Annotated in this window: 20 protein-coding genes; 6 read left to right on the top strand and 14 right to left on the bottom strand. The window is 69.2% G+C overall.

Going from position 1 to position 22,371, the window contains the following annotated elements; translation table 11 throughout:
* Positions 1-10: 10 nt before the first annotated feature.
* Complete coding sequence (locus tag AWB94_RS19835; protein ID WP_062657381.1) at positions 11-703, top strand: FadR/GntR family transcriptional regulator; 693 nt, start codon at positions 11-13, stop codon at positions 701-703.
* Positions 700-1,425, top strand: coding sequence for an NUDIX hydrolase (locus AWB94_RS19830; RefSeq protein ID WP_062657382.1), 726 nt, complete (start codon positions 700-702; stop codon positions 1,423-1,425). The genes AWB94_RS19835 and AWB94_RS19830 overlap by 4 nt, the downstream gene beginning before the upstream one ends.
* A gap of 127 nt (positions 1,426-1,552) precedes the next feature.
* Here the strand turns inward: AWB94_RS19830 and AWB94_RS19825 are convergent, their stop codons facing one another.
* The gene (locus tag AWB94_RS19825; protein WP_062657383.1) at positions 1,553-2,317 is read right to left on the bottom strand and encodes a trans-aconitate 2-methyltransferase; all 765 of its coding nucleotides are present in this window, start codon (positions 2,315-2,317) and stop codon (positions 1,553-1,555) included.
* A 44-nt stretch (positions 2,318-2,361) separates the two neighbouring features.
* Here AWB94_RS19825 and AWB94_RS19820 point away from each other — a divergent pair, with 44 nt between their 5' ends.
* Positions 2,362-3,237, top strand: a complete 876-nt coding sequence (locus AWB94_RS19820) for an amidohydrolase family protein (protein ID WP_062657384.1) — start codon at positions 2,362-2,364, stop codon at positions 3,235-3,237.
* A 12-nt stretch (positions 3,238-3,249) separates the two neighbouring features.
* Here AWB94_RS19820 and eccE read toward each other — a convergent pair whose 3' ends face one another.
* The 13 genes from eccE to AWB94_RS19755 all read right to left on the bottom strand — a co-directional run bounded on the left by eccE (position 3,250) and on the right by AWB94_RS19755 (position 19,523).
* Positions 3,250-4,158: a type VII secretion protein EccE gene (gene eccE, locus AWB94_RS19815; RefSeq protein ID WP_062657385.1), complete on the bottom strand. Its 909-nt coding sequence runs from the start codon at positions 4,156-4,158 to the stop codon at positions 3,250-3,252.
* Positions 4,155-5,537, bottom strand: coding sequence for a type VII secretion-associated serine protease mycosin (gene mycP, locus AWB94_RS19810; protein WP_062657386.1), 1,383 nt, complete (start codon positions 5,535-5,537; stop codon positions 4,155-4,157). Before mycP ends, eccE begins: the two co-directional genes overlap by 4 nt.
* Positions 5,534-6,958, bottom strand: a complete 1,425-nt coding sequence (gene eccD, locus AWB94_RS19805) for a type VII secretion integral membrane protein EccD (protein WP_062657387.1) — start codon at positions 6,956-6,958, stop codon at positions 5,534-5,536. The genes mycP and eccD overlap by 4 nt, the downstream gene beginning before the upstream one ends.
* The gene (locus AWB94_RS19800; RefSeq protein WP_062657388.1) at positions 6,940-7,896 is read right to left on the bottom strand and encodes an ESX secretion-associated protein EspG; all 957 of its coding nucleotides are present in this window, start codon (positions 7,894-7,896) and stop codon (positions 6,940-6,942) included. The genes eccD and AWB94_RS19800 overlap by 19 nt, the downstream gene beginning before the upstream one ends.
* Entirely contained in the window at positions 7,897-8,184 is a 288-nt protein-coding gene (locus AWB94_RS19795) for a WXG100 family type VII secretion target (protein WP_062657389.1), read from the bottom strand.
* 20 nt (positions 8,185-8,204) lie between these two features.
* Entirely contained in the window at positions 8,205-8,498 is a 294-nt protein-coding gene (locus AWB94_RS19790) for a hypothetical protein (protein WP_062657390.1), read from the bottom strand.
* A gap of 52 nt (positions 8,499-8,550) precedes the next feature.
* Complete coding sequence (locus tag AWB94_RS19785) at positions 8,551-10,101, bottom strand: PPE family protein (protein WP_062657391.1); 1,551 nt, start codon at positions 10,099-10,101, stop codon at positions 8,551-8,553.
* A gap of 2 nt (positions 10,102-10,103) precedes the next feature.
* Positions 10,104-10,412, bottom strand: a complete 309-nt coding sequence (locus AWB94_RS19780) for a PE family protein (protein ID WP_062657392.1) — start codon at positions 10,410-10,412, stop codon at positions 10,104-10,106.
* Entirely contained in the window at positions 10,412-14,365 is a 3,954-nt protein-coding gene (eccCa, locus tag AWB94_RS19775) for a type VII secretion protein EccCa (protein ID WP_062657393.1), read from the bottom strand. The genes AWB94_RS19780 and eccCa overlap by 1 nt, the downstream gene beginning before the upstream one ends.
* Entirely contained in the window at positions 14,365-15,957 is a 1,593-nt protein-coding gene (gene eccB, locus AWB94_RS19770) for a type VII secretion protein EccB (protein WP_062657394.1), read from the bottom strand. Before eccB ends, eccCa begins: the two co-directional genes overlap by 1 nt.
* Entirely contained in the window at positions 15,957-17,798 is a 1,842-nt protein-coding gene (gene eccA, locus AWB94_RS19765; RefSeq protein ID WP_062657395.1) for a type VII secretion AAA-ATPase EccA, read from the bottom strand. The genes eccB and eccA overlap by 1 nt, the downstream gene beginning before the upstream one ends.
* Positions 17,799-17,994: 196 nt before the next feature.
* Complete coding sequence (locus AWB94_RS19760; protein ID WP_084395213.1) at positions 17,995-18,873, bottom strand: oxygenase MpaB family protein; 879 nt, start codon at positions 18,871-18,873, stop codon at positions 17,995-17,997.
* A gap of 80 nt (positions 18,874-18,953) precedes the next feature.
* Positions 18,954-19,523 carry a VOC family protein gene (locus AWB94_RS19755; RefSeq protein WP_062657397.1) on the bottom strand — a complete coding sequence of 190 codons (570 nt, stop codon included), beginning with the start codon at positions 19,521-19,523 and terminating at the stop codon, positions 18,954-18,956.
* Between the two features lie 101 nt (positions 19,524-19,624).
* On the opposite strand from AWB94_RS19755, the gene AWB94_RS19750 reads away from it, so the two are divergent.
* From AWB94_RS19750 to AWB94_RS19740, 3 genes are read left to right on the top strand one after another with little or no spacing between them, the layout of a single operon-like run.
* Positions 19,625-20,236 carry a TetR/AcrR family transcriptional regulator gene (locus AWB94_RS19750; protein WP_234811807.1) on the top strand — a complete coding sequence of 204 codons (612 nt, stop codon included), beginning with the start codon at positions 19,625-19,627 and terminating at the stop codon, positions 20,234-20,236.
* Positions 20,233-21,366, top strand: coding sequence for an alpha/beta hydrolase (locus AWB94_RS19745; RefSeq protein WP_062657399.1), 1,134 nt, complete (start codon positions 20,233-20,235; stop codon positions 21,364-21,366). The genes AWB94_RS19750 and AWB94_RS19745 overlap by 4 nt, the downstream gene beginning before the upstream one ends.
* Positions 21,342-22,340 (top strand): 2-hydroxyacid dehydrogenase, encoded by a 999-nt coding sequence (locus AWB94_RS19740; protein ID WP_201029561.1) that lies wholly within the window; start codon positions 21,342-21,344, stop codon positions 22,338-22,340. The genes AWB94_RS19745 and AWB94_RS19740 overlap by 25 nt, the downstream gene beginning before the upstream one ends.
* Positions 22,341-22,371 lie beyond the last annotated feature (31 nt).

Here is a 22,371-nt window from a genome sequence, read left to right as displayed (position 1 = left end):
GAGTGACCCAGTGGCTGAGCAAATTCGCCCGGTAGCCCGACCGAGGCTCTACGAGGTCATCGTGGAGCAACTGTGTAAGCACATGGCAGACCGCGACATGCAACCCGGCGAGCGGTTGCCACCGGAACGGGAACTGGCCGCCCAACTCGGCGTGAGCCGGGCCTCCCTGAGCCAGGCACTGGTCGCCCTTGAGGTGCAGGGCATCCTGTCCGTGCGCCACGGCGACGGCGCCGTCCTGGTCCGCCGCCCGGTCGAGGACGCGGCCGTGCGCGCCCTGCGTGAACACGCCGACCGACTGCCCGAGGTGATCGAAGCGCGCGAGGCGCTCGAGGTGAAACTCGCCGAACTGGCCGCGCAGCGCCGCAGCGAGTCGGAGATGGCCGCCATTGACGACGCGCTCGCGATCATGGAGTCCGAGATCACCGGCGGTGAGCGCGGGGTGTCCGGTGACGAACATTTCCACGCCGCGATCACCGCCGCCGCCCACTCCCCCCTGCTGGCCCGCCTGATGGGCGAGATCGCCGAACTGGTCCGCGAGACGCGCATCGAGTCGCTGTCGCAGTCCGAGCGCCCGCGCGCCTCGTTGGAAGGTCATCGCAAGATCGCCGATGCCGTGCGCAGGCAGGATCCGGTCGGCGCCGGTCAGGCGATGGCCGAACACATCCGGATGGTGTCCGACGTCGCGCTGCTCCGCACCTCGTGACGGGGACGATCGCCTACGACGCGCAACTGCGGGAACGGATCCGGGCCAACCTGGTCGGCCACGACCGGCGCACTGTCACCGACCCGACCAAGCGGCACGCCGCGGTCGCGATCGTGCTGGTGGATTCCGAACTCGGTGAGGACCGGGTGGATCCGGCCCCCGTCGACGAATGGATCGCGGGCCGGCCGATGCCCGACGCCGGTCTGGACGGACGCATGGTCGACGTGTCCGGCGGCGCCGCCTTCCTGCTGTGCCGGCGCGCGGCACGGCTCAATTCCCATGCGGCGCAATGGGCCCTGCCCGGCGGACGCTTGGACCCCGGCGAGACGGCGGTCGATGCGGCACTGCGCGAGACCCATGAGGAGGTCGGTGTCGAGCTGCCCGGGTCCTCGGTGCTCGGGCTGCTCGACGACTATCCGACCCGCTCCGGGTACGTCATCACCCCGGTGGTGCTGTGGGGTGGCGGGCGGCTGGAACTGCGGCCACAACCCGACGAGGTGGTCGCCGCTTACCGGGTGGGCCTGCACCAGCTGCTGCGTGATGATTCACCGCGCTACATCAGTATTCCGGAAAGCCCGCGGCCGGTGGTGCAGATCCCGCTGGGTAACGACCTGATCCACGCGCCGACGGGTGCCGTCCTGTTGCAGCTGCGCCGGCTGGGCCTGGAGGGTAGAGCCGACCGAGTCGACGATCTCGAACAACCGGTGTTCGCCTGGAAGTGATCACCTCGGTGACGAGATGTTCAGCGGGTCGACCTTCCACGACTCCTTCGATCCGATCCGCGGGAGTACAGACAAGGCGCGATTTGCGGAGCCGCACCCGTAATCATTCCGGTTACGGCTCCACAAATCACCGGATCTGGGCGACGACGAACACCCGCCGGAACGGGAAGAACGTGCTGCCGTCGGCGCGCACCGGGTACTCCTGCGCCAGTACCGGGATGATCGCCCGCCGGTACTGCTGCCACAGCTCCTCGGACAGCCGGGCCTTCACCTGGGTCAGCGCCGTCCCGGTGATCCAATCCAATACCGGTGTCTCACCGCGTAGTTCGTGGATGTAGGTGGTCTCCCAGGCATCCACCGCGCACCCGGCGTCGGTGAGCAGCCCGGCGTAGTCCTCCGGGTTGCCCACGACATCGGCCTCCCGCCATGGCATCTCGCGCAGGTGCTCGGCGAAGGGTTCACGACGCGCCACCTCTCGGATCGCCCGGTGCGACGGCGCATCGAAGTTTCCGGGCACCTGGAATGCGAGCCACGATCCGGGAGACAGCTGCCGGGCCCACCGCAGCACGATGTCCCGGTGCCCCGGCACCCACTGCAGCGCGGCGTTGGACACCACCACATCGGTATCGGGGCGCGGGGTCCAGTCCTCGATGCCGCCGACCGTGGCGTCCAGGCCGCGCTCGCGTGCCTTCTCCACCATCTCCGGCGACGAGTCCCACGCCTCGATGTGCGCCCCCGGCCACCGCTGGCCGAGCGTGACGGTCAGGTTGCCCGGGCCGCAGCCCAGGTCGGCCACCCGGCGGGGCGCGTCGGCGGCCACCCGCGACAGCAGGTCGAAGAACGGGCGTCCGCGGTGATCGGCGAACGCGAGGTATACATCGGGATTCCACACGCGTGTGATTGTCCTCCCCAAGGCTGTGAGTATGTTCGGTGACGATGGACGAACCGACTTCGGTGCGTCGGATCTGGGAATCCCTCGGGCTGCCCGGCATCGTCGACGTGCACACCCACTTCATGCCCAAGAACGTGATGGACAAGGTCTGGCAGTACTTCGACGCGGCCGGCCCGCTGGTGGGCCGGCCCTGGCCCATCACCTACCGCAGCGACGAACAGGCCCGCCTGGACACGCTGCGCGCGTTCGGCGTCCGCGCCTTCACGTCCTTGGTCTACCCGCACAAGCCCGACATGGCGGCGTGGCTGAACCAGTGGGCGGCGCGGTTCGCCGCGGACACCCCGGACTGCCTGTCGACGGCCACGTTCTATCCCGAACCGGGCGCCGCGGAATACGTGAAGACGGCCATCACCGGCGGCACCCGGGTGTTCAAGGTGCACGTGCAGGTCGGCGGGTATGACCCCACCGACCCGTTGCTCGACAATGTCTGGGGCATGGTGGCAGAGGCCGGTATCCCGATCGTCATCCACTGTGGGTCGGGTCCGCAGCCGGGCAACCACACCGGACCGGGGCCGGTGGGTGCCGTGCTGCGGCGGCACCCACGGTTACGGCTGATCGTGGCGCATATGGGCATGCCGGAATACACCGAATTCCTGGATCTGGCCGAACGTTACGACGTGGCCCTGGACACCACGATGGCCTTCACCGGGTTCGCCGAGGAAACCATGCCGTTTCCCGCCACGCAGTACCCGCGGCTGCGCGCGCTCGGTGACCGCATCCTGTGGGGCAGCGACTTCCCCAACATCCCCTATGGCTACCTGGATGCGATGACGGCGCTGACCCGGTTGCCCGGCGTCGACGACGACTGGCTGCGCGCGGTGTTCCACCACAACGGTGCGGCCTTGTTCGGGCTGAACTGACCGGTGTGCGTCCTACGTCTTGACCGGCAGCTGGGCGGCGTCCACCGGCCAAGCCAACCGTGTGAGCAGGTCCGGGGTGACCGGCTCGTGACCGTCCAGACGCTGCGCGGCAGACAGTTTGAGCGCATCGAGCACGGGCCGCTGCCGCCCGCCCAGTCGGGTCAGCCCCGGCACCGGTGCCGCGGCGCCCGGAGCCTCGACGGTACGTAGCGCGACCACGGCCGCGACGCTGCGTACGCCGAACTCGACGGCGGTCCAGGTCTCCTGGGCCGGACTTGCCCACACGGCGTCCAGCATCTCCGGCAGCGCCTGCACCGGAATGCGGTAGGCCGCAACGAATCCGGCATCGTCGGTCAGCGCACGCCAAGATTCGCGCGCGTCATCGCGAACCGGCTCCGGCTGACCACCATCGACAGCGGTGACCGTCCAACCATGCTCCCTCAGGTGACCGGCCAACCGGCGGCCGATCACGTCGACGGTGTCGTGCAGCGGAAGGTGCACCGAACGTGCCTGCAGGGCAGCCAGATTGTCCTCGGCCGCCAGGGTCAGACCCACCCAGGTCTGCCGATCACCACCGTGATCGCGACTGGTGATCCGGACCTTGTCGCAGCGTAGTCCGTAGCGGTCGACGTACCCGGCGATCAGCGGTACCGGTAGCTCACCCGCGCCGTCGATCCGCAGCAGCGCCGACGCGCGATCGGCCGGCTGCGGGCCGGTCCCGGACCTGCGGGCGTTACGGCCGAGAATCGCCAGCCGACGCCCCAGTAGCGTCGTGACGAATTCACCGCGCCACCATGCGAACACCAAGATGACGACGGCGATCGCCACCCCGAGCACCCACCGCGAGGTGACCGTCGGCCAGGGATAGGCAAGCGCGGCCGGGATGATGAAGAGCAACGCCAGGGCGAGTCGGGCCGTCATGCGGCTGTGTCCTTCCGTCGACGAACGGTGATCGCGGCTACTGCGGCGACCACCAGCGCGAGCACCCCGGTGCCGATGAATGCGACGGTCCGTGGGGTGGAGTCTTCGGGCACCGGAACCGGCGGTGCGGCAACCGCTTTCGACGTATCTGCCGCACCGCCCGGCCCGGGAACATCCCAGGTCAGCGCGGCGACGGGATCGATACTGCCCGCACCCAACAGATTCGACGGCGACCGGTCGGCACCGTGCGCTGTGATCGTCAGCCTGCGCACCACCTGCTCGGCGGTCAGTTCCGGGAAGCGGGACCGCACCAGCGCGGCCACACCGGACACGTACGCCGCGGCGTAACTGGTCCCGCTGGCCGGCGCCAGTTCGCCTCTGGCATTGGGCAATCCGTTGGCCAGTCCACCGTCCGGGCCGTTGCTCACCGACGTGATGCCCTGTCCCGGCGCGGCGATACCGACCCATGGTCCGGCCATGGTGAACGGTGCGGGCTCACCCTGCTGGGTCAGCGCGCCGACCGACAGCACGTACGGCTGCCACCAGGACGGGATGGACACCGATGTGACACCACCCCAGTTGCGTGGGTCCCCGGGGCGTACCGGATCGGCGAGTGGGTTTGCCGCACAGGATGTTCCGGCCGCTGTGGTGGAACTGCTGTTACCGGCTGCCGCGATGATGACGGCGTCCTTGTCGACCGCGGCGTAGCGCAGGGCCGCACCGAGGGCGGACTGGTCGACGGTGCTGTCGGCGGGTAGGCAGGTCACGGCGGAGATGTTGATGACCCGGGCGCCCAGGTCGGCCGCCCGCACCACCGCGCGGGCCAGTGTCGCGATATCGATACCGGCGCGGGTGAGTACCGGGTCGGCACCCTGTTGTGCGGGCGAGTAGTGCGCGGAGGTCTGGCGGATCGACACCAACGTGGCACCGGGCGCCACACCGGAGAACCCGTCCGCCCCCGGCTGTCCGGCGATCAGTCCGGCGATCAGCGTGCCATGACCGTCACAGTCGGACAGCCCGTCACCCGCTTCGACGAAATCACCGCCGGGTTCCACATTCGGTAGCCGCGGGCCGGGGCGGACGCCGGTGTCGATGACGGCGACGGTCTGCCCCTCGCCCCGGCTGTACTGCCAGGCACCGCGCAGATCGAGCACCAACTGGTTCGGGTTCACCGCCGCCGCGTCGGTGCCGGGCAGCACACCGGTGGTTGCGCACGGGGTGCGCAGCGCCATGGGCTGCACCGGACCCGCCGCACCCGTGGGTGGCGCCACCTGGGCGTCGACCACCGGCGGTGTGACGGCGCCCGCGGCGGGGCAGCTCAGCAGCACCACGGCACCGACGGTGCCGAGTAGTGCACACCCACAACGGGATCCGGTCACCTATTCAGCACCCATTCGAACAGGCCGAGCAGATAGGCGGCCAGCGGGATCACCGATGCGTCCACCGCTGCCGCAACGAAGCCCAGCAGGCGCCGCGCCGGCAACGAGTAGGTGTCCGGCGCGGCGATCCGCGGGTTCGATGCCACCAGCACCCAGCCGGCGACCAGCACGGTCAGCACACCCAAAGCCCACCAGGCCGCGGTGTAGCGGTCGGTGACCAGCAGCACGATCAGCAGCGCGGCCGTCACCAGGAACGAATGACTCAGCAGCCACGCCTTGCAGGCGGCCGAATCCCACACGCGGGCACGCAATGCCGTGCCCACCGCCGCGACCACCACCAGAACCCACGCCCACGGCGATACCACGGGTCCACCGACCAGGATCACCGAACCGGCGACCGACAGCAGAACCCCGGCAGCCAGGAAACCGGTCTGGTGCGCATCGGTGACGCGGACGCGGCGGGGCAGATCCTCCAGCACCCGCAGCGGTTGTGCCGACGGGGTCGGGTCACCCGGTGCGGGGAGGACCGGCACGGGCAGCCGCGCGCACAGTGCGGACAGCTGGGCGGCCTGCACGGTGACCAAGAGCGCGAAAACGATCAAGCCGCAACCGATCCGGATCTCGGTCAGCTCCCACACCGTTGCCAGCGCGGCGAACAGCAACACACCGAGTCCGGTAACCGCTGTCGTGGTGAAGGTCGCGATGGCGCGTTCGAACACGACGATGCCGATGATCGACCATGCGGTCACCCCAGCCGCGGCGAGCAGCAGTTGCGCGGCACCGAAGTCACCGGGGACGGCCAGCGCGAACGCCGCGGCCACCGGGGCCAGTGCGGTCACCGCCAGAGCCGTACCCAGCGACACCGACCTGGGTCGGGCAGCCAGCGATGCCACCACCGCGACGACGGCGACTCCGGCGAGGGCGAACAGCCCGCCCGCATGGCCGGTACCGACCCGGAAGGTTGCCGCCAGCGCGGTGGCCAGTAGCAGGAAGGCGATCACCGCCGCGACGGCACCTCGCTGGATCTGGCCGACTCCCCAGGCGCGTTCACGGGCGGTGGAGAAGATGGCCGCGGCGTCGGCGATGTCCTCGATGATGCGCGGTGCGGCCGGGCCGGCCGGGATTTCCTGCAGCGCCAGCAGATCGCCGTCGACCACCCCGACGGTGTCCAGCGTGGCGTCCAGACTGAACGGTGCGCCGCCGATCGGGGCCAGGCTCAGCCTGGCCGGCGTGCCGTCGAGATCGGCGCCGTCGTCGGCGGGCAGCACGGTGCGCTGTACGGCCGGGATGATCTCGCGTAGCGGCAGTTCGGCCGGCAGTGCCAGCTCGGTGAGCCGGCCGGCGGCGCGGCCGGACTCCTCATCGGAGCCGGCGGCCAGCACGGCCACCCGCACGATCGGCATCACAGTGTTGTCGGGCATCGGTTTTCCGTTCTCTGTTCGAAATCTCGGTCGGACGGTGCGGCTGAAAGTCGAGCGCTCCTCGCGTCGGCGAACCACGAGCCGTCCGGCAGGCTTGCTGTCAGGCGGTCCACCGCGGCGGCGATCGCCGGGGCGGCACCCGGGGTGAAGGTCGATACCCATTCGCCGTCGAACGCCCGCTGCGGGTGCACGAGGATGCGTCCCGCACCGCAGTCGACGACGCTGACCCCGACCTCGGTGCTCACCCGGTAGCCGTCCCGGTGCTCACCGGCCACGATCTCGACGTAGCTGCGCGGTCCGGTGAACACCGCCTCCACCACCGGCCGCGCCGACGCCGGGATGCCCAGGTGCGCCACGACTTCGGCGAGGTCAGCGCCGCCACGCAGCTTTTCGTCGGCGCGTGCCCCGGCCCGCATGGGTAGGGTGAACTCGTCGAAGTCGGCAGGCCGCCGTCCTTGCAGGCCGGCCGTGACCACCGGCACCACATCGCGCGGGTCGGCGAGGTCCACCTCGGTGAACGTCACCAGTCCCCCGCTGCGCAACGCGACGACGACGATCCCGTCGCTTCGCTCGCCCTGTGCCGTCTTCCCGTCGCTTCGCTCGCCCTGTGCCGTCTTCCCGTCGCTTCGCTCGCCCCGGCGGCCGACCACGCCCCGCAACATGTCACCGCCGGGGCTCACCACGCGCAGCTCCAGCCACTGCCGGGCCAGGCAGGTCGACCGGATCCACCGGACGACAGCAGGATTGACGCTGCCATTCCCGGACAGCACGCCCAGCTCGCTCAGCTCGGCGGTGCGGTCGGCCGCGAAGGCAGCACCGGCGGACGGCTCGCTGTAGGGCGGCGTGATCGCCAGTACCCACGGGAACGAGCCGGAGCCGGTCAACTCGGCGAGATACCAGGCCTGCTCGACGGTCAGCTCGACCGCGTTAGCAACCATCTAGCCCCACTTGGCGCCCTCGGCCTGGTCGCGGGCGTTCATCGCCATGGTGTTGGTCTCGTGCGTGCTGGCCATCGCCTGGTACGCGCGGACCAACTCGCTCATGCTGGTGTTCCACTGGGCCTGCCAGGCCTGGTAGGTCATCCCGGTGTCGCCCTGCCAGGCGTTGCCCAGCGCGGCCTGCTCCGCGGCGATATCCGCACCCACCGCGTTGAGTGCGCCCGCGTATCCGGCCATCTCACCGGCGAGTCCCAGCATGGCCGGGTAGTTGTACATGATCTGCGACATGGTGTTCTCCTGGTGGAAGGTCAGATGGAGGTGTAGCTGCTGGCGGCGGCGGCGTCCTGCGCCACGTAGGTGCCCGCTGCGTCGCCGAGATTGGCCTGGGCGATGTCCAGTAGCGCGTTGACCCGGGCGGCCACCTCGATGAAGCGGGCGTGCGCGGCCTGGAACGCGGCCGAGGCCTCGCCCATGTGGAAGGCTTGCGAGGCCGTCGCGGCCTGCTCGGCCTGGGCGATGGTGCTGCGCATCAGTGCGGCCTTGGCGCCGAAAGCGGTCTCCGAGGCGACGATCTGGGGGATGTGGGCGTCGAGCATGCTCATGGGATTTCCTTCTCGATGTGTCGATCAGTGGCGGTCACATTCGGTGCTGCGTTCAGTTGTGCTGTCCCCCTTCTCCATCGGATGGCCAGTTACCCGGCAACATCGGATTGACCGGTCCCCCGCCGAACTGGTCACCGGTCAGCTCGGTCAGGCCGGCGGCGGTGGTGTTCTCGGCGTCACCGCTCACCGCGCCGGTGAAGCCCATCGTTCCCGCCCCGCGGGTGGAGGCCGTGACCGCGGGCTCCTGTTCGTGCGGCACCGGGGGACGGTCGTCGTTCTCGTCGTAGTCCATGTACGCGTCGGCGTACGCGAAATCCTGGATCTCGGCGGCTTTCTTGCGGCGCCGCTTCCGGCGTTCCGCGGCACTCAGCGCCGCCGCCGATCCCACCGCGGCCGCCGATCCGGAGGCCGGCGCCTTGGCCGCGGTGCGGTCCCGGATCACCGGCGTGAAACCCTCGCCGGGATCGCCGCCACGCACCGCGTAGGCGACGGTGGTGGCCGCCACCGGCGTGGCGGCAGGCGCCCCGGCGGGGGCAGCTCCGGCGGGCGCGCCTGCCGGCGCCCCTGCGGGGGTGCCGATGGTCGGGGCGACGCTGGCGACCGGCCATACGTTGGGCTGGTCGGCCCGCTGCGGCGCGGGTGCCTCGGGTGCCGCCTCGGCGGGTACCTCGGGTTGCGGCAGCAGGGCAAGCAGCCCGAGCATGCCGAGGCCGACGCCGGCCAGAACCGGAAGCAGGAACGGTGCGACGAGCAGCGCGCCCCAGGTTCCCCAACCGACCGGCTGAAAGATCGCCTGGTACAACAGCGCTGCCAGCAATGGTCCCCATTGCACCAGCGCCGCGGACGGGTTGGTGAGGAAGTCGATGATGATCTGCCGCGTCGTCCCGATCGGGTTCTGCAGGAAGTCCCAGATGAGGTCGCCGCCCGGCAGCGACTTGATATAGGACTCCAGGTAGCTCAGGATCGAGTTCGAATTGTCCAGCGCGGTACCGGAATTCAGTGCTTGCGCCTGCGCGACTGATTGGGTGGCCGTCGCAGTGGCGTTGCCGGCCTCGCCGACTCCGGGCTTCAGCAGCATCGGCGCCGGCGGCAGCGTGGGCGTGGCCGCGACGGTCGCCGCCGCCACCGCCTGGTAGGTGCTCATCACGGTGGCCGCCTGAATCCACATCCGGACGTAGTCGGCCTCGTTCACCGCGATCGGGATCGTGTTGATGCCGAAGAAGTTGGTGGCCAGCAATACTCCGTGGATGGCGTGGTTGGCCGCCAGCTCCGCGAGCGTCGGCATGGTGGCCAGCGCGGTGCTGTATGCGGCCGCCGCGGTCTCGTGCTGGGCTGCGGCGATCGCACTGTTGGCGCCGGCTTGGGCCAGCCAGGCCAAGTACGGCTGGTGCGCGGCGATGTACTGTTCGGCGCTCGGGCCTTCCCACGAACCGGCGCCGACGGTGCCCAGGGTGGCGGTGAGTTCGCCGACGGCGGAGGCGTATTCGGCGCTGAGCGATTGCCATGCCCCCGCGGCAGCCAGCAGCGGCCCGGGGCCCGGACCGCTGCTGAGCAGTGCCGAATGCACCTCGGGTGGCAGCGCCATCCAGATGGGGGCGGTCATCGTCAGCCGCGGGCGATCAGGTACGACGAGGCGGCGAGCGCATCGCCGGCGGCGTAACTGGCACCGGATTGGGCCACCCCGGCGGCGGAGCGGCCCAGCTCCTCCACGGCCAGCGCGGCGACCGCGTTGTGTTCGCTGCCCGCAGCGCTGAAACCGGCGGCGGTCTGCAGCGACACCGGGTCGGCGGCCGGGGGCAGCACCACGTTGACCGCCGGGGCGGCGGCGGCATGCGCCGCGGCCAGCCGGGCGGTGAGCGCCTCCACCGCGGCGGCCGCCGCAGTCAGACCTTCTGGAACGACACGCAGCGTCATCAGCTGTATTCCTTTCCGTTCGTACTGGCCGAAACATGTTCTGGTACCAGCGGGTTCACCAATTGCACGTGGATGGCATCGGCGTCGTCGCCGAGCAGCATTGCCCGGCCCGGAGGCAGCCGGTGGAACCGGTGCCCGCGCAATTTGCCGCCGTCGGCCGGGCTGCCCGACAGCATGACCGTGGTCGCCTGCAGGTCGTTGAGCCGGCGCAACAGCGGCGCGGTCATCACCGCATGCGCCGACCCGCTGGCCCGCGCGGTGACGATGACCCGCAGGCCCAGGTCACCGGCCTGGGACAGCAATCCCAGCAGCGGTGTCCACGGCCGCTGCCCGATGTACGGTCCGCTGACGGCGGGTCCGTCCGGGATCTGGTCGACGTCGTCGATGATCAGGTAGTGGGTGTGCCCCGCGTACGTCCAGTTGCGCAGCTCCTGCGGGGACAGTCCGGCCGGGGGTCGGCGCTTGTCGATCAACGCGGACAGGCCGAGCATCGCAGGCGTGATCCGGTCGATGTTGGCGGTGTACTCGTTGTCCGGGAACAACGGCTCGTCCACCAGTTGCAGCCGGCGGTCCACGACGGTGAACGCGATACCATTTCCCGCGGTGGCGTTGTCCCGGATGGTGCGGATGAGGTGCCGCAACAGGGTGGTCTTACCGGAACGACTGTCCCCGAACACCATCATCAGCGGGTGGCGGGCGAAGTCGACGGCCACCGGGCGCAGATCCTCCTCGCGCTGGCCGATGACCACCTGCTCGGGCCCGGTGTACAACGGGCCCAGCGCATCCGGGTACAGCTGGGTGGGCAGCAGCCGCACCTCGGGGGCTCGCCGGTCCGGGTACTTGGCGTTGATCGCGGGAATCAGGCGCAGATCGGGCTCGGCGAACAGGAAGTGCTCGGCGGCCATGGTCAGGCCGCGGCCGGGCTGGTCGGCGGGTACCGCCTCGGCGGGGCGGCGCAGCGCTCCGACCACTCGGACATTGCTGTCGTGCGCGTCGTTGAGCTTGAGCTCCAGGCGCATACCCAGCCCGTCACGCATGGCCAGGGGCACCTCAAGCCAGTTCGGCGTGGTGATCACCACGTGGATTCCGTACGCCAGCCCGCTGTTGACCAATTCGGTGACCTTGGCCAGCAACGGATTACGGGTGTTGAACGTGTCGACGTTGTCGCGGCTGAACGCGTACAGGTTGTCGATGAGCAGGAAGACCTCACCGTAGCCGTCGGTGTATCCGCCGGCGGCACCGGCCGCCGCGCCGCGTTCCTGCCGGGCCCGCAGCAGCTGTTCCAGTTCGGCGAAGGTGCGGCGGATCCGCTCGGGCTCCAGTGGTGTGGCGACCGTACCCACGTGGGCCAGGTCGGCCATCGGCGCCAGCTGCCCACCGCCGTAATCCAGCACGTAGAAGCTGACCTCACCCGGGGCGTGCAGGGCGGCCGCCGACAGCATGAACGTCTGCAGCGCGCCCGACTTACCGGACTTCGGCCCGCCGTGCACCACGACATTGCCCGCCGCCGAATCGGCCGTGAACATCAGTGTGTCCCGGCGCATCTCGAACGGCTTGTCGATTTCGCCCAGCGGCCAACGGAATTGGTGCTCGTCAGTATGTGCCCGGCCCAGGAGGTCGGCCAGCGGGATGGATTCCTCCAGCGGGGGCAGCCACAGCTGCGGCGCCTTCGGACCGTAGGCAGCCAGTTGGTCGCCGATGGTGGTGATCAGCTTGCGCGGGATCGGTGCCTCGTCCGGCTCATTCGACAGGATCACTGTCTCGACAGCCGGCTCCACCCGTCCCGCGGTGAACGGCTGCGGTTCCGGAAGGGACTGCACCACGACGGACCGAGCGGTGCGCGGCGGGTCGTAGATGCCGTCGACGTAGGTGCTGCGGAATTTGATGGGCGTCGCGCCGGGGGCAGGCACCAGGAAGCCCTCGCCCTTGTGCTCCCGCCCGGCCTCGATGTGGAAGGCGTCCTCGACGCCGATGATCTGCCGGCTGATCGACGGGCTGGCCACCTTCAGGCCGATCCGGTAGGAGGTGTTCTTGTCGATGTCCTTGATCCGGCCGACGTCCAGGGTCTGCGATGCGAACAGGATGTGGATCCGGAACGACCGGCCCTTGCGCGCCACGTAATCGAACAGATCGGCGTATTCGGGATGCTCGGCCAGCATCAGGGTGAACTCGTCGGCCACCACGAACAGCGTCGGGATGGGCGCCAGGTCGTGCCCGGCCGCGATCGCCGCCTCGTATTCGGTCACCGAGTTGAACGCGCTGCCCTGCACCGAGCGGCCGGCCTCCCTGAGCAACTGTTCACGCCGGGCCACCTCACCGCGCAGGGTGTCGGCGAACCGGTCGGCCAGTGAACGCTTCTCGGCCATGTTGGAGATGACGGCGACAACCTGCGGGAAGTGCCGGAAGATGTCGGCGCCGGCCTCGCCCTTGAAGTCGGCGTAGATGACGATGAGCCGGTCGGCGGGGTGGGTGGTCAGCAGCGACAACAGGATCGACATCAACGTCTGCGATTTGCCGGATCCGGTCATACCGATCATCAGGCCGTGCGGGCCCATGCCACCCTCGGCCTCGTCCTTGAGGTCGAAGATCAGTGGCTCACCGGTTGCGGTCACGCCGATCGGTACCCGAAGTTCGTCCTCGCGGCTGCGTGGCGCCCACAGGCTCGCGACATCGAGCGCGGAGGCATCCGGGATACCGAACAGTGTGGTGAACGTCGACGCGCCCGAGGCTGCGGTGCGTGCCTGATCGGGATTGGAGTCCCAGCGGGCCAATCGGCGCGCCAGGTGGGTGGCCGCGGCGGCCGACAATGTGTCGGCGGCGTCGATGTAGGGCTGCCAGCCCCCACTCTGCCACCGCGCGATCGTGCCGTCGGCGACCTTGAGGATCGGCCGCTCCGGATCCGAATATTGTTCGCGGTGCGGTTCTTTGGTGCCGCAGTGCACCAGGGTGACACCGGCGGCCCCGATCCGGCCGAGGATGTCGTCGGGGTCGATCTCGGGATCGTCGAGCACGATCAGCAGGTGTTTGCCCGTGGCTTCGCCGGTGAAGGGGCCACGGTCGGTGAGCGCCGGCGCCAGCAACGCGCGCAGCTCGTCGGCGCCGGTCGCAAGATAGCGCGCCGGTCCGACACCGTCGGCCTCGCCGGGAACATCGGTGTGGGGCAACCACTTCAGCCACGACCAGTCCGGCGTCTCCAGGTCGGGCGTGGCCAGGGCCACCCCGAGGACGGCGGGATCGTGCCAGGTGACCGCCTGCGCGAGCCAGGCCCGCACCGCGCCACGGACCTCGCCGCGATCGCCGAGCACGGTGATCCGGGAAACCTTGGCCAGCTGGATCCCGGCCGGCACCGCGCGGACGGTGCGGTGCACGTCGAGCAGACCGCGCAGCGTGGTGTGCGAGACCGGTTCCAGGTCGACCTCGTCTACGACGTCCTTGACCCGCAGCGCGGCCGACAAGGGCGCATCGTGCAAACCGGCCCGCAGCACCAGGAAGTCGGTGTCGTGCGGGTCGCGCTCCCATTGCCTACGGGTGCCCGGGATCGCCGCCAGCAGTTCGGGTTCCGGGTGCGACCATTCCAGCGCCGCGCGCTGGGCCTGGGCCTGGGCCCGCACGTTGTCCCGCACCACCGACAGGTAGCGCAGGTAGTCGGCGCGTTCGGCGTCGATCTCCTCGGTGCGCAGCTTGTTGTCCGACCCGCGATACAGCGCGGTGGCGGCCAGCAGCAGCACGAAGGGGAAGAACAGTGTCGTCGGGGAGATCAACCGCATGCCGGTGGCGACCAGTGCCACGATCATGCCCACGATCAGGATGACGATGAGGTACGGCAATACCCGGCGCAGCAGCGACGGTGGCACCAGCCGCGGCAGTGTGGGCGGCGCCTCGATGGTGATGGCCCCCTTACGGACCTCCGGCGCTGGCAGGCGCCGGCGGGCCTCGAAGATCAAGCGGCTCATCAGTTCTCTCCCTCGCGCGCGGTGTTGACCACGCCAGGTTTGGGGTCGGCGGGCAGGGCGTCGTGGGCGACCAGCGCGTCGGTGCGCGACAGCGTCGGGCCGGCCGCGAACTGGGTGAGCACCGACCACGGGATGGGTACCGGGGGCGGGGTCAGGCCGAGCGCCTCGACAGCTTTGGTGTCGCCGACGGTGTCGATGCCGTAACGCACGCCGGTATCGCTCACCCAGAAGGCTGAGCCCGCTTGTGGTGCACCGGCTTCCGCGCCCACCGACTGGACGAAGTACCCCCGGCCCGGCGGCAGGGCGACACGGTCGGCGGTACCGCCGGAGCCGGCTCCCACCAGGTCGACCGTGCGCAGCCCGTCCGGGAGCGGCAGCGCGGCCCCGGACAGCAGGGTCAGCGAGCTTTCGGTGGCGCCGGCCGGTTTGGACCAGTACGCGCAGGTGACCGGGTCGGCGGCGGCGTCCACCGCGGTCACCTTCTCGGACGGGTAGGCGGCGGTGTCGATACCCGATGCCACCGGCAACCGGGCCACGTCGTCGGCACCGAGCCGCGGCGGCTGTTGCAGGCCGTACGAGTCGGTGTTGCGCATGACGGCCGCCAGCACCGGCGAGATCTGTTGCACGCCTTCGGCCAGGACGGCGTAGTAGCGGATGCTGTTGTCGGCCTCGTAGGCGGCGACCACGGCACCGACCGGGACGGGGACCGGCAATGCGAAGCGGGGCGGGGCGCCGGCGCCAGGCAGGGCGGGCGCCACCAGCGGTGCCGATTCCGGGATGGCGTTGAACAGGCCGGGGGCGATGACCCGCGGGGCGGGCATGTCGGTGCCCAGGCCCAGCGCGTCGGTGATGGCCCGGTTACCCAGGTCGAGGGGGCTGCGCTTGCCGTTCCACAACAGCCATGTCCCGGCGTGCACGCCGCCGACGTTCTGCACCAGGACGACGCGGTCGGACGGCAGCGCGGCGGCCCGCTCGCCGGACTGGTCCGGAGTCCCGGCCAGCACGGTGACGCCCGCCGGGGCGCCGGCGGACGACGTGGTGACATCACACACCGTCCAGTCCGCCGAACGAGAGGTGTTCTGCACCATGCGTTCCGGAGCACCGGGGATCCCGATCAGGTTGCCGCGGGCGAACCTGTCGATCTCACTGCTCTTGACCAGCGTCGGATTGTCCGGCCGGCCGGCGATCAACCGGGCCGAGGTGAGGTTGAGGGCGGGATGTACCACGTCCCCGATGCGCACATACAGTGCGGAGGTGTCCCGGTCGGCCAGGATGGTGGCCGTGCCGGCGTCCCCGGCGGGCCGGATCAACGAGAACACGAAGCAGCCGGCCAGCCCGGTGACCAGCACCAGGGCCCCGACCAGCACCGCACGGCTCTGGCTGCGCAAGGGATCGACCAGCATCCGGGTGTCGTGCAGCGCGACCCCGGAGGCGATGCGGCGCATCATGAACCGCCAGCCCGACACCTGATGCCGGGTGACGAAGCCACGCCGATATCGGATCTGGTCCGGGTTCTCGTTAACCGGTGTGCGCGAAGCGAATTCGCGCCGGTCCTCGCCGGCGTTCCCGGCAGTCGGGTCGTTGCCGGCCATCACTGGGGCACCGTCAATCCGAGGCCGCGCAGCAGCGGGCCGGCCGACTGACTCACGTCATCGGCGGTGATGATCATCAGCTCGTCATCGGTGAACTCGTCGGACTCGGAGTGGTCCAATCGGTACTCACGTTCCTCCTCGGAACGTTCGACAAGGTTTCGGACGAAGCGGCCATTGCCGGCGATGTCGAGGCTGCGCCGCGGAACACCGTTGGCATCCGGGGTGGTTCCCTGCGCCAGTTGCGCGAACAGCTTCTCCATCTGGTCGTGTGCGGCGTTCTCGAACACGCTGTCCCGCTTCTCGGCCATCCGCATCGCCATCTCGACGAGTTCCGGTGCGCTGTAGGACGGGAAGTCGATGCTGCGGGTGAAGCGGGAGCGCAGGCCCTCGTTGGTGTCCAGGAAGCGGTCCAGGTCGGCGCGGTAGCCGGCCACGATGACGACCAACCGGTCGCGGTCGTTCTCCATCCGGGCCAGCAGGGTGTCGATGGCCACCAGGCCGAAGTCGTTCTTGGCGCCGGTGGACACCAGCGCGTAGGCCTCGTCGAGGAACAGCACGCCGTCCAAGGCGCTGTCGATGATGGCGTTGGTCTTGGCTTCGGTTTCGCCGATGTGCTGACCGATGAGGTCGGCGCGGTGCACCTCGCAAACCGTTTCCTTCTTCAAAAGTCCAAGACCGCAATAGATCTTGGCGACGACGCGGGCGATGGTGGTCTTACCGGTACCCGGTGGGCCGGCGAACACCAGGTGATTGGTGCGCTGCGCGACGGCCAGGCCGCGCTCCTGCCGGCGGATCGACATGGCGACCGAGCTCTTCAGCCGGGCCACCTGGTACTTGACCTCGTCGAGGCCGATGAACTCGGCCAGTTCGGCCTCGGCCTCGGTGAGCAGGTGCGCCTTGCGCTCCTTGGCTCCCGGGTCGACGAAATCGCCCTCACCCGGTTCGGTGCCCGGATCCCAGGGATCGGTGCGCGCATCGATGCGCGCCGCGGTGGTGGTATCCAGCCCGAACGACGAATCTTGCAGCGCCTCTTCTATTCCCGCGTGTTCGGGGTTGGCGGCGTACAGCGCGGCCAGCACATCGGCCGCTTCCTCGGTCTCGCCCTGGGCGCGCAGCGACAGCGCCTTGACCAGGCCGCCGTCGACGGCAGCCACCGCGACCGGGCCCTCCGGGTTCTCCAGATGCGAGATCGCCGGGGCGAACATACCGAGGTGGGCCAGCGCGATACCCAGCGTCACTCGGGCGGCATGCGCGTAGTGCTCGTCGAGGTCGGGATCGTTGACGACGGGGGTGAGCAGGCGCACCACGTCGGCCCAACGACGGGTGCGGTGGAAGATCGCGACCCGGACCCAGCGCGCCTGCAGCCAGCGGGGCCTGCGCTCGACGAGCTCGGCGACCAGGCTGTCGGCGGTGGCGAAGTCACCGGAATCGGCCAGGGTGGCGGCATAGGCGAGCTGGATATCGTCCCGGTCGATCGCCCGGAACTGCAGATACAGCCCGGTGTCGTAGGTGAAACCCAGCGCGCCGGGGCTCAGCTCGATATCGCGCTGCAGGGCGCCCAGCGTCGCGGCGGTGCGCCAGATGGTTTCGATGACCCGCCCGGCCTGCTCGCCGGTTCCGGCTCCGGCGGCGGCCAGGCCCACCCACCCGTCGCAGTGCTCCCGCGCGATGCGGGTCAGCTCGGTGAAGCCCGATCGCGCGGCGGCAAGGTCGGCGGGACGCTGCCGATCGTGGACCGACAGTCCCAGGGCGCGACAACACGTCGCGAACCTGCTTGCGACGTCGCGGTCGACGCGCGCTCCTCCTACGCTCGGCGTGAGCGTGCCACTGACCGTATCCATATGCCATCGCGGGGCACAACGCCGCCCGCCGTCTCCTTAAGTTTGCCTATGCTAACTCCGCTGAAGTTAGCATTGCATAAACTAACTGTCGAGACGTTCACCGCCCCGCGACCTTGTGATTTGCGTGATTCGGCCGGTTCCCGGCGTGGTCCTGCCACACGCGCCACAAGTTGGCTAGAGCTTGCCTAGAGCTTGGTTAGATCAAAGGGCGGCCGGTGCGGATACGCCAGTCGAGGTCCTTGAGCAGAACGTTGAACGGGAACCGCCGGACAAAACCGGGCATGGTGTTGTTGACCGTCCGTAGCACCGTCATCAACCGGTGGAACCGGCGCCGGCGCCGGGCATCCCAAGGCAGCCGCATCTCGTCGCGGAATCGCTGCGGCAGGAATCCGGTGGTGATCAATCCGGCCCACTCCTCGGCGTACCGCTGCAGCGGGCCGGGTAGTTGTAAACCGCGTAACCGCGCCACCGCGATCGGGTACAGGTACTCACGCACCGCGTCGTCGATATGCACCTGTTCCAGCGATTCGGTCCAGTATTTGTCGAAGGCCGCACGATCGGCCGGCCACATCTCCGGCGACACCTGCAGCGTGGTGCCCAGTGTCATGCCGTCGCGATAGTGCCGATCCGCCATCTCCTCATCCATCTCCCCGACGAACAGCCGGTGCACGTCGACCGCACCCTTGTACAGGCACGCCGCGACCCACAGCTGCAGATCCTTGTCGAAGGCGTTGTACTGCACCGGGCTGTCCTCGGTGGAATAGACCTGGGCATGCGCCCGATTGACCGCGCGTCGGAAGGCCGCCTTCTGCGCGTCGCTGCCCCGGCCGGCGACCGCCAGATAGGTGAAGGTGGTCCGGGCCCGCTTGATCGGGTGCAGGTCCACCCGGCCGCTGTCGACCCGGCTCTCCATCACGCCGTAGCCGACGCCGGGGCGGGCCAACTGCATGATCACGTTCGCCGGACCGGCCAGCAGGGCCACCCCCATCAGCCCGTCGTCGAAGCCGGCACCCCAGCGCGGCCGGCGCACCGCGGCGCGAGCGGTCTCGTCGACCGGGCGTTCGGCGATGGTCATGGACACCCCTACCCAAATGTGCGAACGGTTGTTTCCTGATATTGCCGCCCGAACTGAACAGGTGTCAAGAGGTCGCGAAGTCAGACCGTGACGCGGCGGTCGGCCGCGGTCCGCGGTGCCACCTTGGCCTCGCCCCGGTCGAACTGCTTGACCCAGCACGCAAATTCCAGCGTGATGCCGTCCGGGTCCTGGAAGTAGAACGACCGCACGTAGACGCCCGGGTGCAGGGTCCGGGATGCCTGCCACTCACTCTCGTCGTGGTTGAGCACCGGTCCGACCCGCACGCCCTTGGCCTTGAGCTTCTCCCGGTACTCGTCGAACTTCTCCGGCGGCACGTGGAAGGCCAGGTGGTTCATGGTCGACACCGCGCTGGTGATCTCCCCCAGACCCGGTAGTGCGATCGGCGCGGAGATCCCCGGGACGCCATCGGGCGCGTCGGTGAACCAGAAGAACGCGACGCAGTCACCGTTGCCGGCGTCGAAGAAAAAATGCTGCCCCATGCCGCCGGGCAGGTCGATCGCCTTGATCAGCGGCATGCCGAGCACCCCGGAGTAGAAATCCACGGTGCGCTGCATATCCGAGCACACCAGCGCGACGTGGTTGATTCCGCCGAGCTGGAATTCGGGATTCGGATTGTCCGGCTTGATCATGACGATCTCCCACCTCTAGCGCAGATCCGAAACTGAATCTAACATCAGATTCAGTTTGGATCAACGCCCGGACGGACGAGGGGAACACGGTGGCCGCACGCGTGCAACTCCCGACCGAGCGCGGGCGCCAGACGCAGGCAGCGATCGACACCGCGGCGCGAAATGTGGTCGCCCGCAAGGGAATCCTGGCCGCCACCATCGCCGACATTGCAGCCGAGGCGGGGCGCTCCACCGCGTCGTTCTACAACTATTACGACTCCAAGGAGGCGATGGTCCGGCAGTGGGCGCTGCGGTTCCGCGATGAGGCCCGGGACCGAGCACGGGCGGCCGCCGAACCCGGCCTGAGCAACGCCGAGCGGGCGCACGCCGCGGCCGCCGCGCACTGGAACACCTACCGGCATCGGCTCGCCGAGATCATCAGCGTCTCGCAGCTGGCCATGATCAACGACGACTTCGCGCAGTACTGGCGCGACATCTGCGCCCTCCCCATCAGCCTCATCACCACCATGGTCAAAGATGCTCAGCGCCAAGGGTTCTGCCCGAAGGACGACCCGCAGCTGGTGGCGGTGGCACTGGTGTCCATGCTGAACCAGTTCTGTTACACCCAGCTCAGTGGCGACGGCGCGGCAACCGTCGACGACGACGCCTGCATCGCCACACTGGCCAACATCTTCCACCGGACGATCTACCACGAGGAGACCGCCGCACCATGAGCAGGAGCGCAGCAGCCGGTGTGACCCGTGAGTTCGTCGGGATGGACTCACCGACGGCCCTGCGCGCCGGCGCCGGCGGCCACCCGTGTCAGGGGCTCTACTATCGCGGTGTCGGGCGAAAGCCCAAGATCGCCATGATCGCCACGCACTACCAAATCGACTTCTCCGAACACTATCTCGCCGACTACATGGCCACCCGGGGCATCGGGTTCCTGGGCTGGAACACCCGGTTCCGCGGTTTCGAGAGCAGCTTCCTGCTCGACCACGCGCTCGTCGACATCGGGGTGGGCATGCGCTGGTTGCGGGAGGTGCAGAACATCGAAACCGTGGTGTTGCTGGGCAATTCCGGCGGTGGGTCGCTGATGGCGGCCTATCAGGCACAGGCGTTGCACAACCATGTCCGGCCGGCGCTGGAGGGCATGCGCCCCGCGGCCGGCGTGTCCGACCTGCTCCCTGCCGACGGCTACGTCGCCAGCGCCGCGCACCCCGGCAGACCCGACGTGCTGACGGCCTGGATGGATGCCGCGGTTGTCGACGAGAACGACCCGGTGGCAACCGATCTCGCACTGGACCTGTTCCACCAGCGGAACGGTCCGCCGTACTCCGAGGACTTCGTGACCCGGTACCGCGCGGCACAGGTCGCGCGTAACGAGTCCATCACCGATTGGGCCGAGTCCGAGCTCAACCGCGTACGCGCGGCCGGCTTCAGCGACCGGCCGTTCTCGGTGCTGCGCACCTGGGCCGATCCCCGGATGGTGGACCCCACGCTGGAACCCACCAGACGCCAGGGCAACCTGTGCTATGCGGGAATTCCCGTGCACGCCAACCGTTCCGCGCGCGGTATCGCGGCTGCATGCACACTGCGCAATTGGCTCAGCATGTGGAGCCTGCGCCACGCGCAGACCAGGGCCGAGCTACACCTGGCGCTCATCGACTGCCCGGCCCTGGTGATCAATGCCGACCAGGACACCGGGGTGTTTCCGTCGGACGCACAACGCATCTACACCGCCCTGGCGTCCCAGGACAAGACGCAGTGCTCGATCGACACGGATCACTACTTCACCACCCCGGGCGCCCGTAGCGAACAGGCCGATACGATCGCCAAATGGATCGCGAAGCGGTGGCGTTAGCCGACGACTCCTCGCTCGAGCACTCGCCGGTGCGGGTTCTCGCGCACTTCACCCCCGGAGCCAAGGTGCTGGAATTCGTTGCACCGGAATCTGATTGGTTGGACATCCGGTGGTGCGCCGAGGACGACGACGCGACGTTCTACCGCGAACTGCCCGATGCCGAGGTGATCTGGCATGTGCTGCGGCCCATCTCGGGATCGGATCTGCGGCAGGGCAAGCGCTTGAAGCTGGTCCACAAGCTCGGTGCCGGCGTGAACACCATCGACGTGGCCACCGCCACGGGATCGGGCATCGCGGTGGCCAACATGCCCGGCGCCAATGCGCCCTCGGTGGCCGAGGGCGCCTTGCTGCTGATGCTGGCGGCGCTGCGCCGGCTACCGACGTTGGACCGGGCCACCCGAGCGGGCCGCGGCTGGCCGTCCGATCCCAGCCTGGGTGAGACCGTCCGCGATATCGGCGGGTGCACGGTCGGGCTGATCGGTTACGGCAACATCGCCAAACAGGTCGAGACCATCGTCACGGCGATGGGCGCCGACGTGGTGCACACCAGCACCCGCGACGACGGCACCCGCGGCTGGCGCAGCCTGCCCGACCTGCTGGCGTCCAGCGATATCGTCTCGCTGCATCTCCCGCTGACCGAACACACCCACCAGCTGCTCGGTGCCGCCGAAATCGCCGCGATGAAACCCGGTGCGGTGCTGGTCAACACCTCCCGGGGGCCGATCGTCGATGAGCCGGCCCTGGTCGACGCGCTGCGCACCGGTCACCTGTCCGCGGCGGGGCTGGACGTCTTCGCCGAAGAACCGGTGCCGGCGGATGCCGCCCTCCTGACGCTGGACAACGTCGTGCTCACCCCACACGTCACGTGGTACACCGTCGACACCATGCGCCGCTATCTGGAGATGGCCGTGGACAACTGCCGGCGGCTCCACGATGGCTCTCCGCTGGTACACCTGGTGAACGAAGTCAGATAGCCCCCGGGAGTGGCGCGCGTCACGATGGGGG

The organism is Mycolicibacterium canariasense (assembly GCF_002101555.1).
GTDB lineage: Bacteria > Actinomycetota > Actinomycetes > Mycobacteriales > Mycobacteriaceae > Mycobacterium > Mycobacterium canariasense.
The sequence above is the reverse complement of the archived record's forward strand: the minus strand, read 5'-3'. Positions and strand labels throughout refer to the sequence as shown.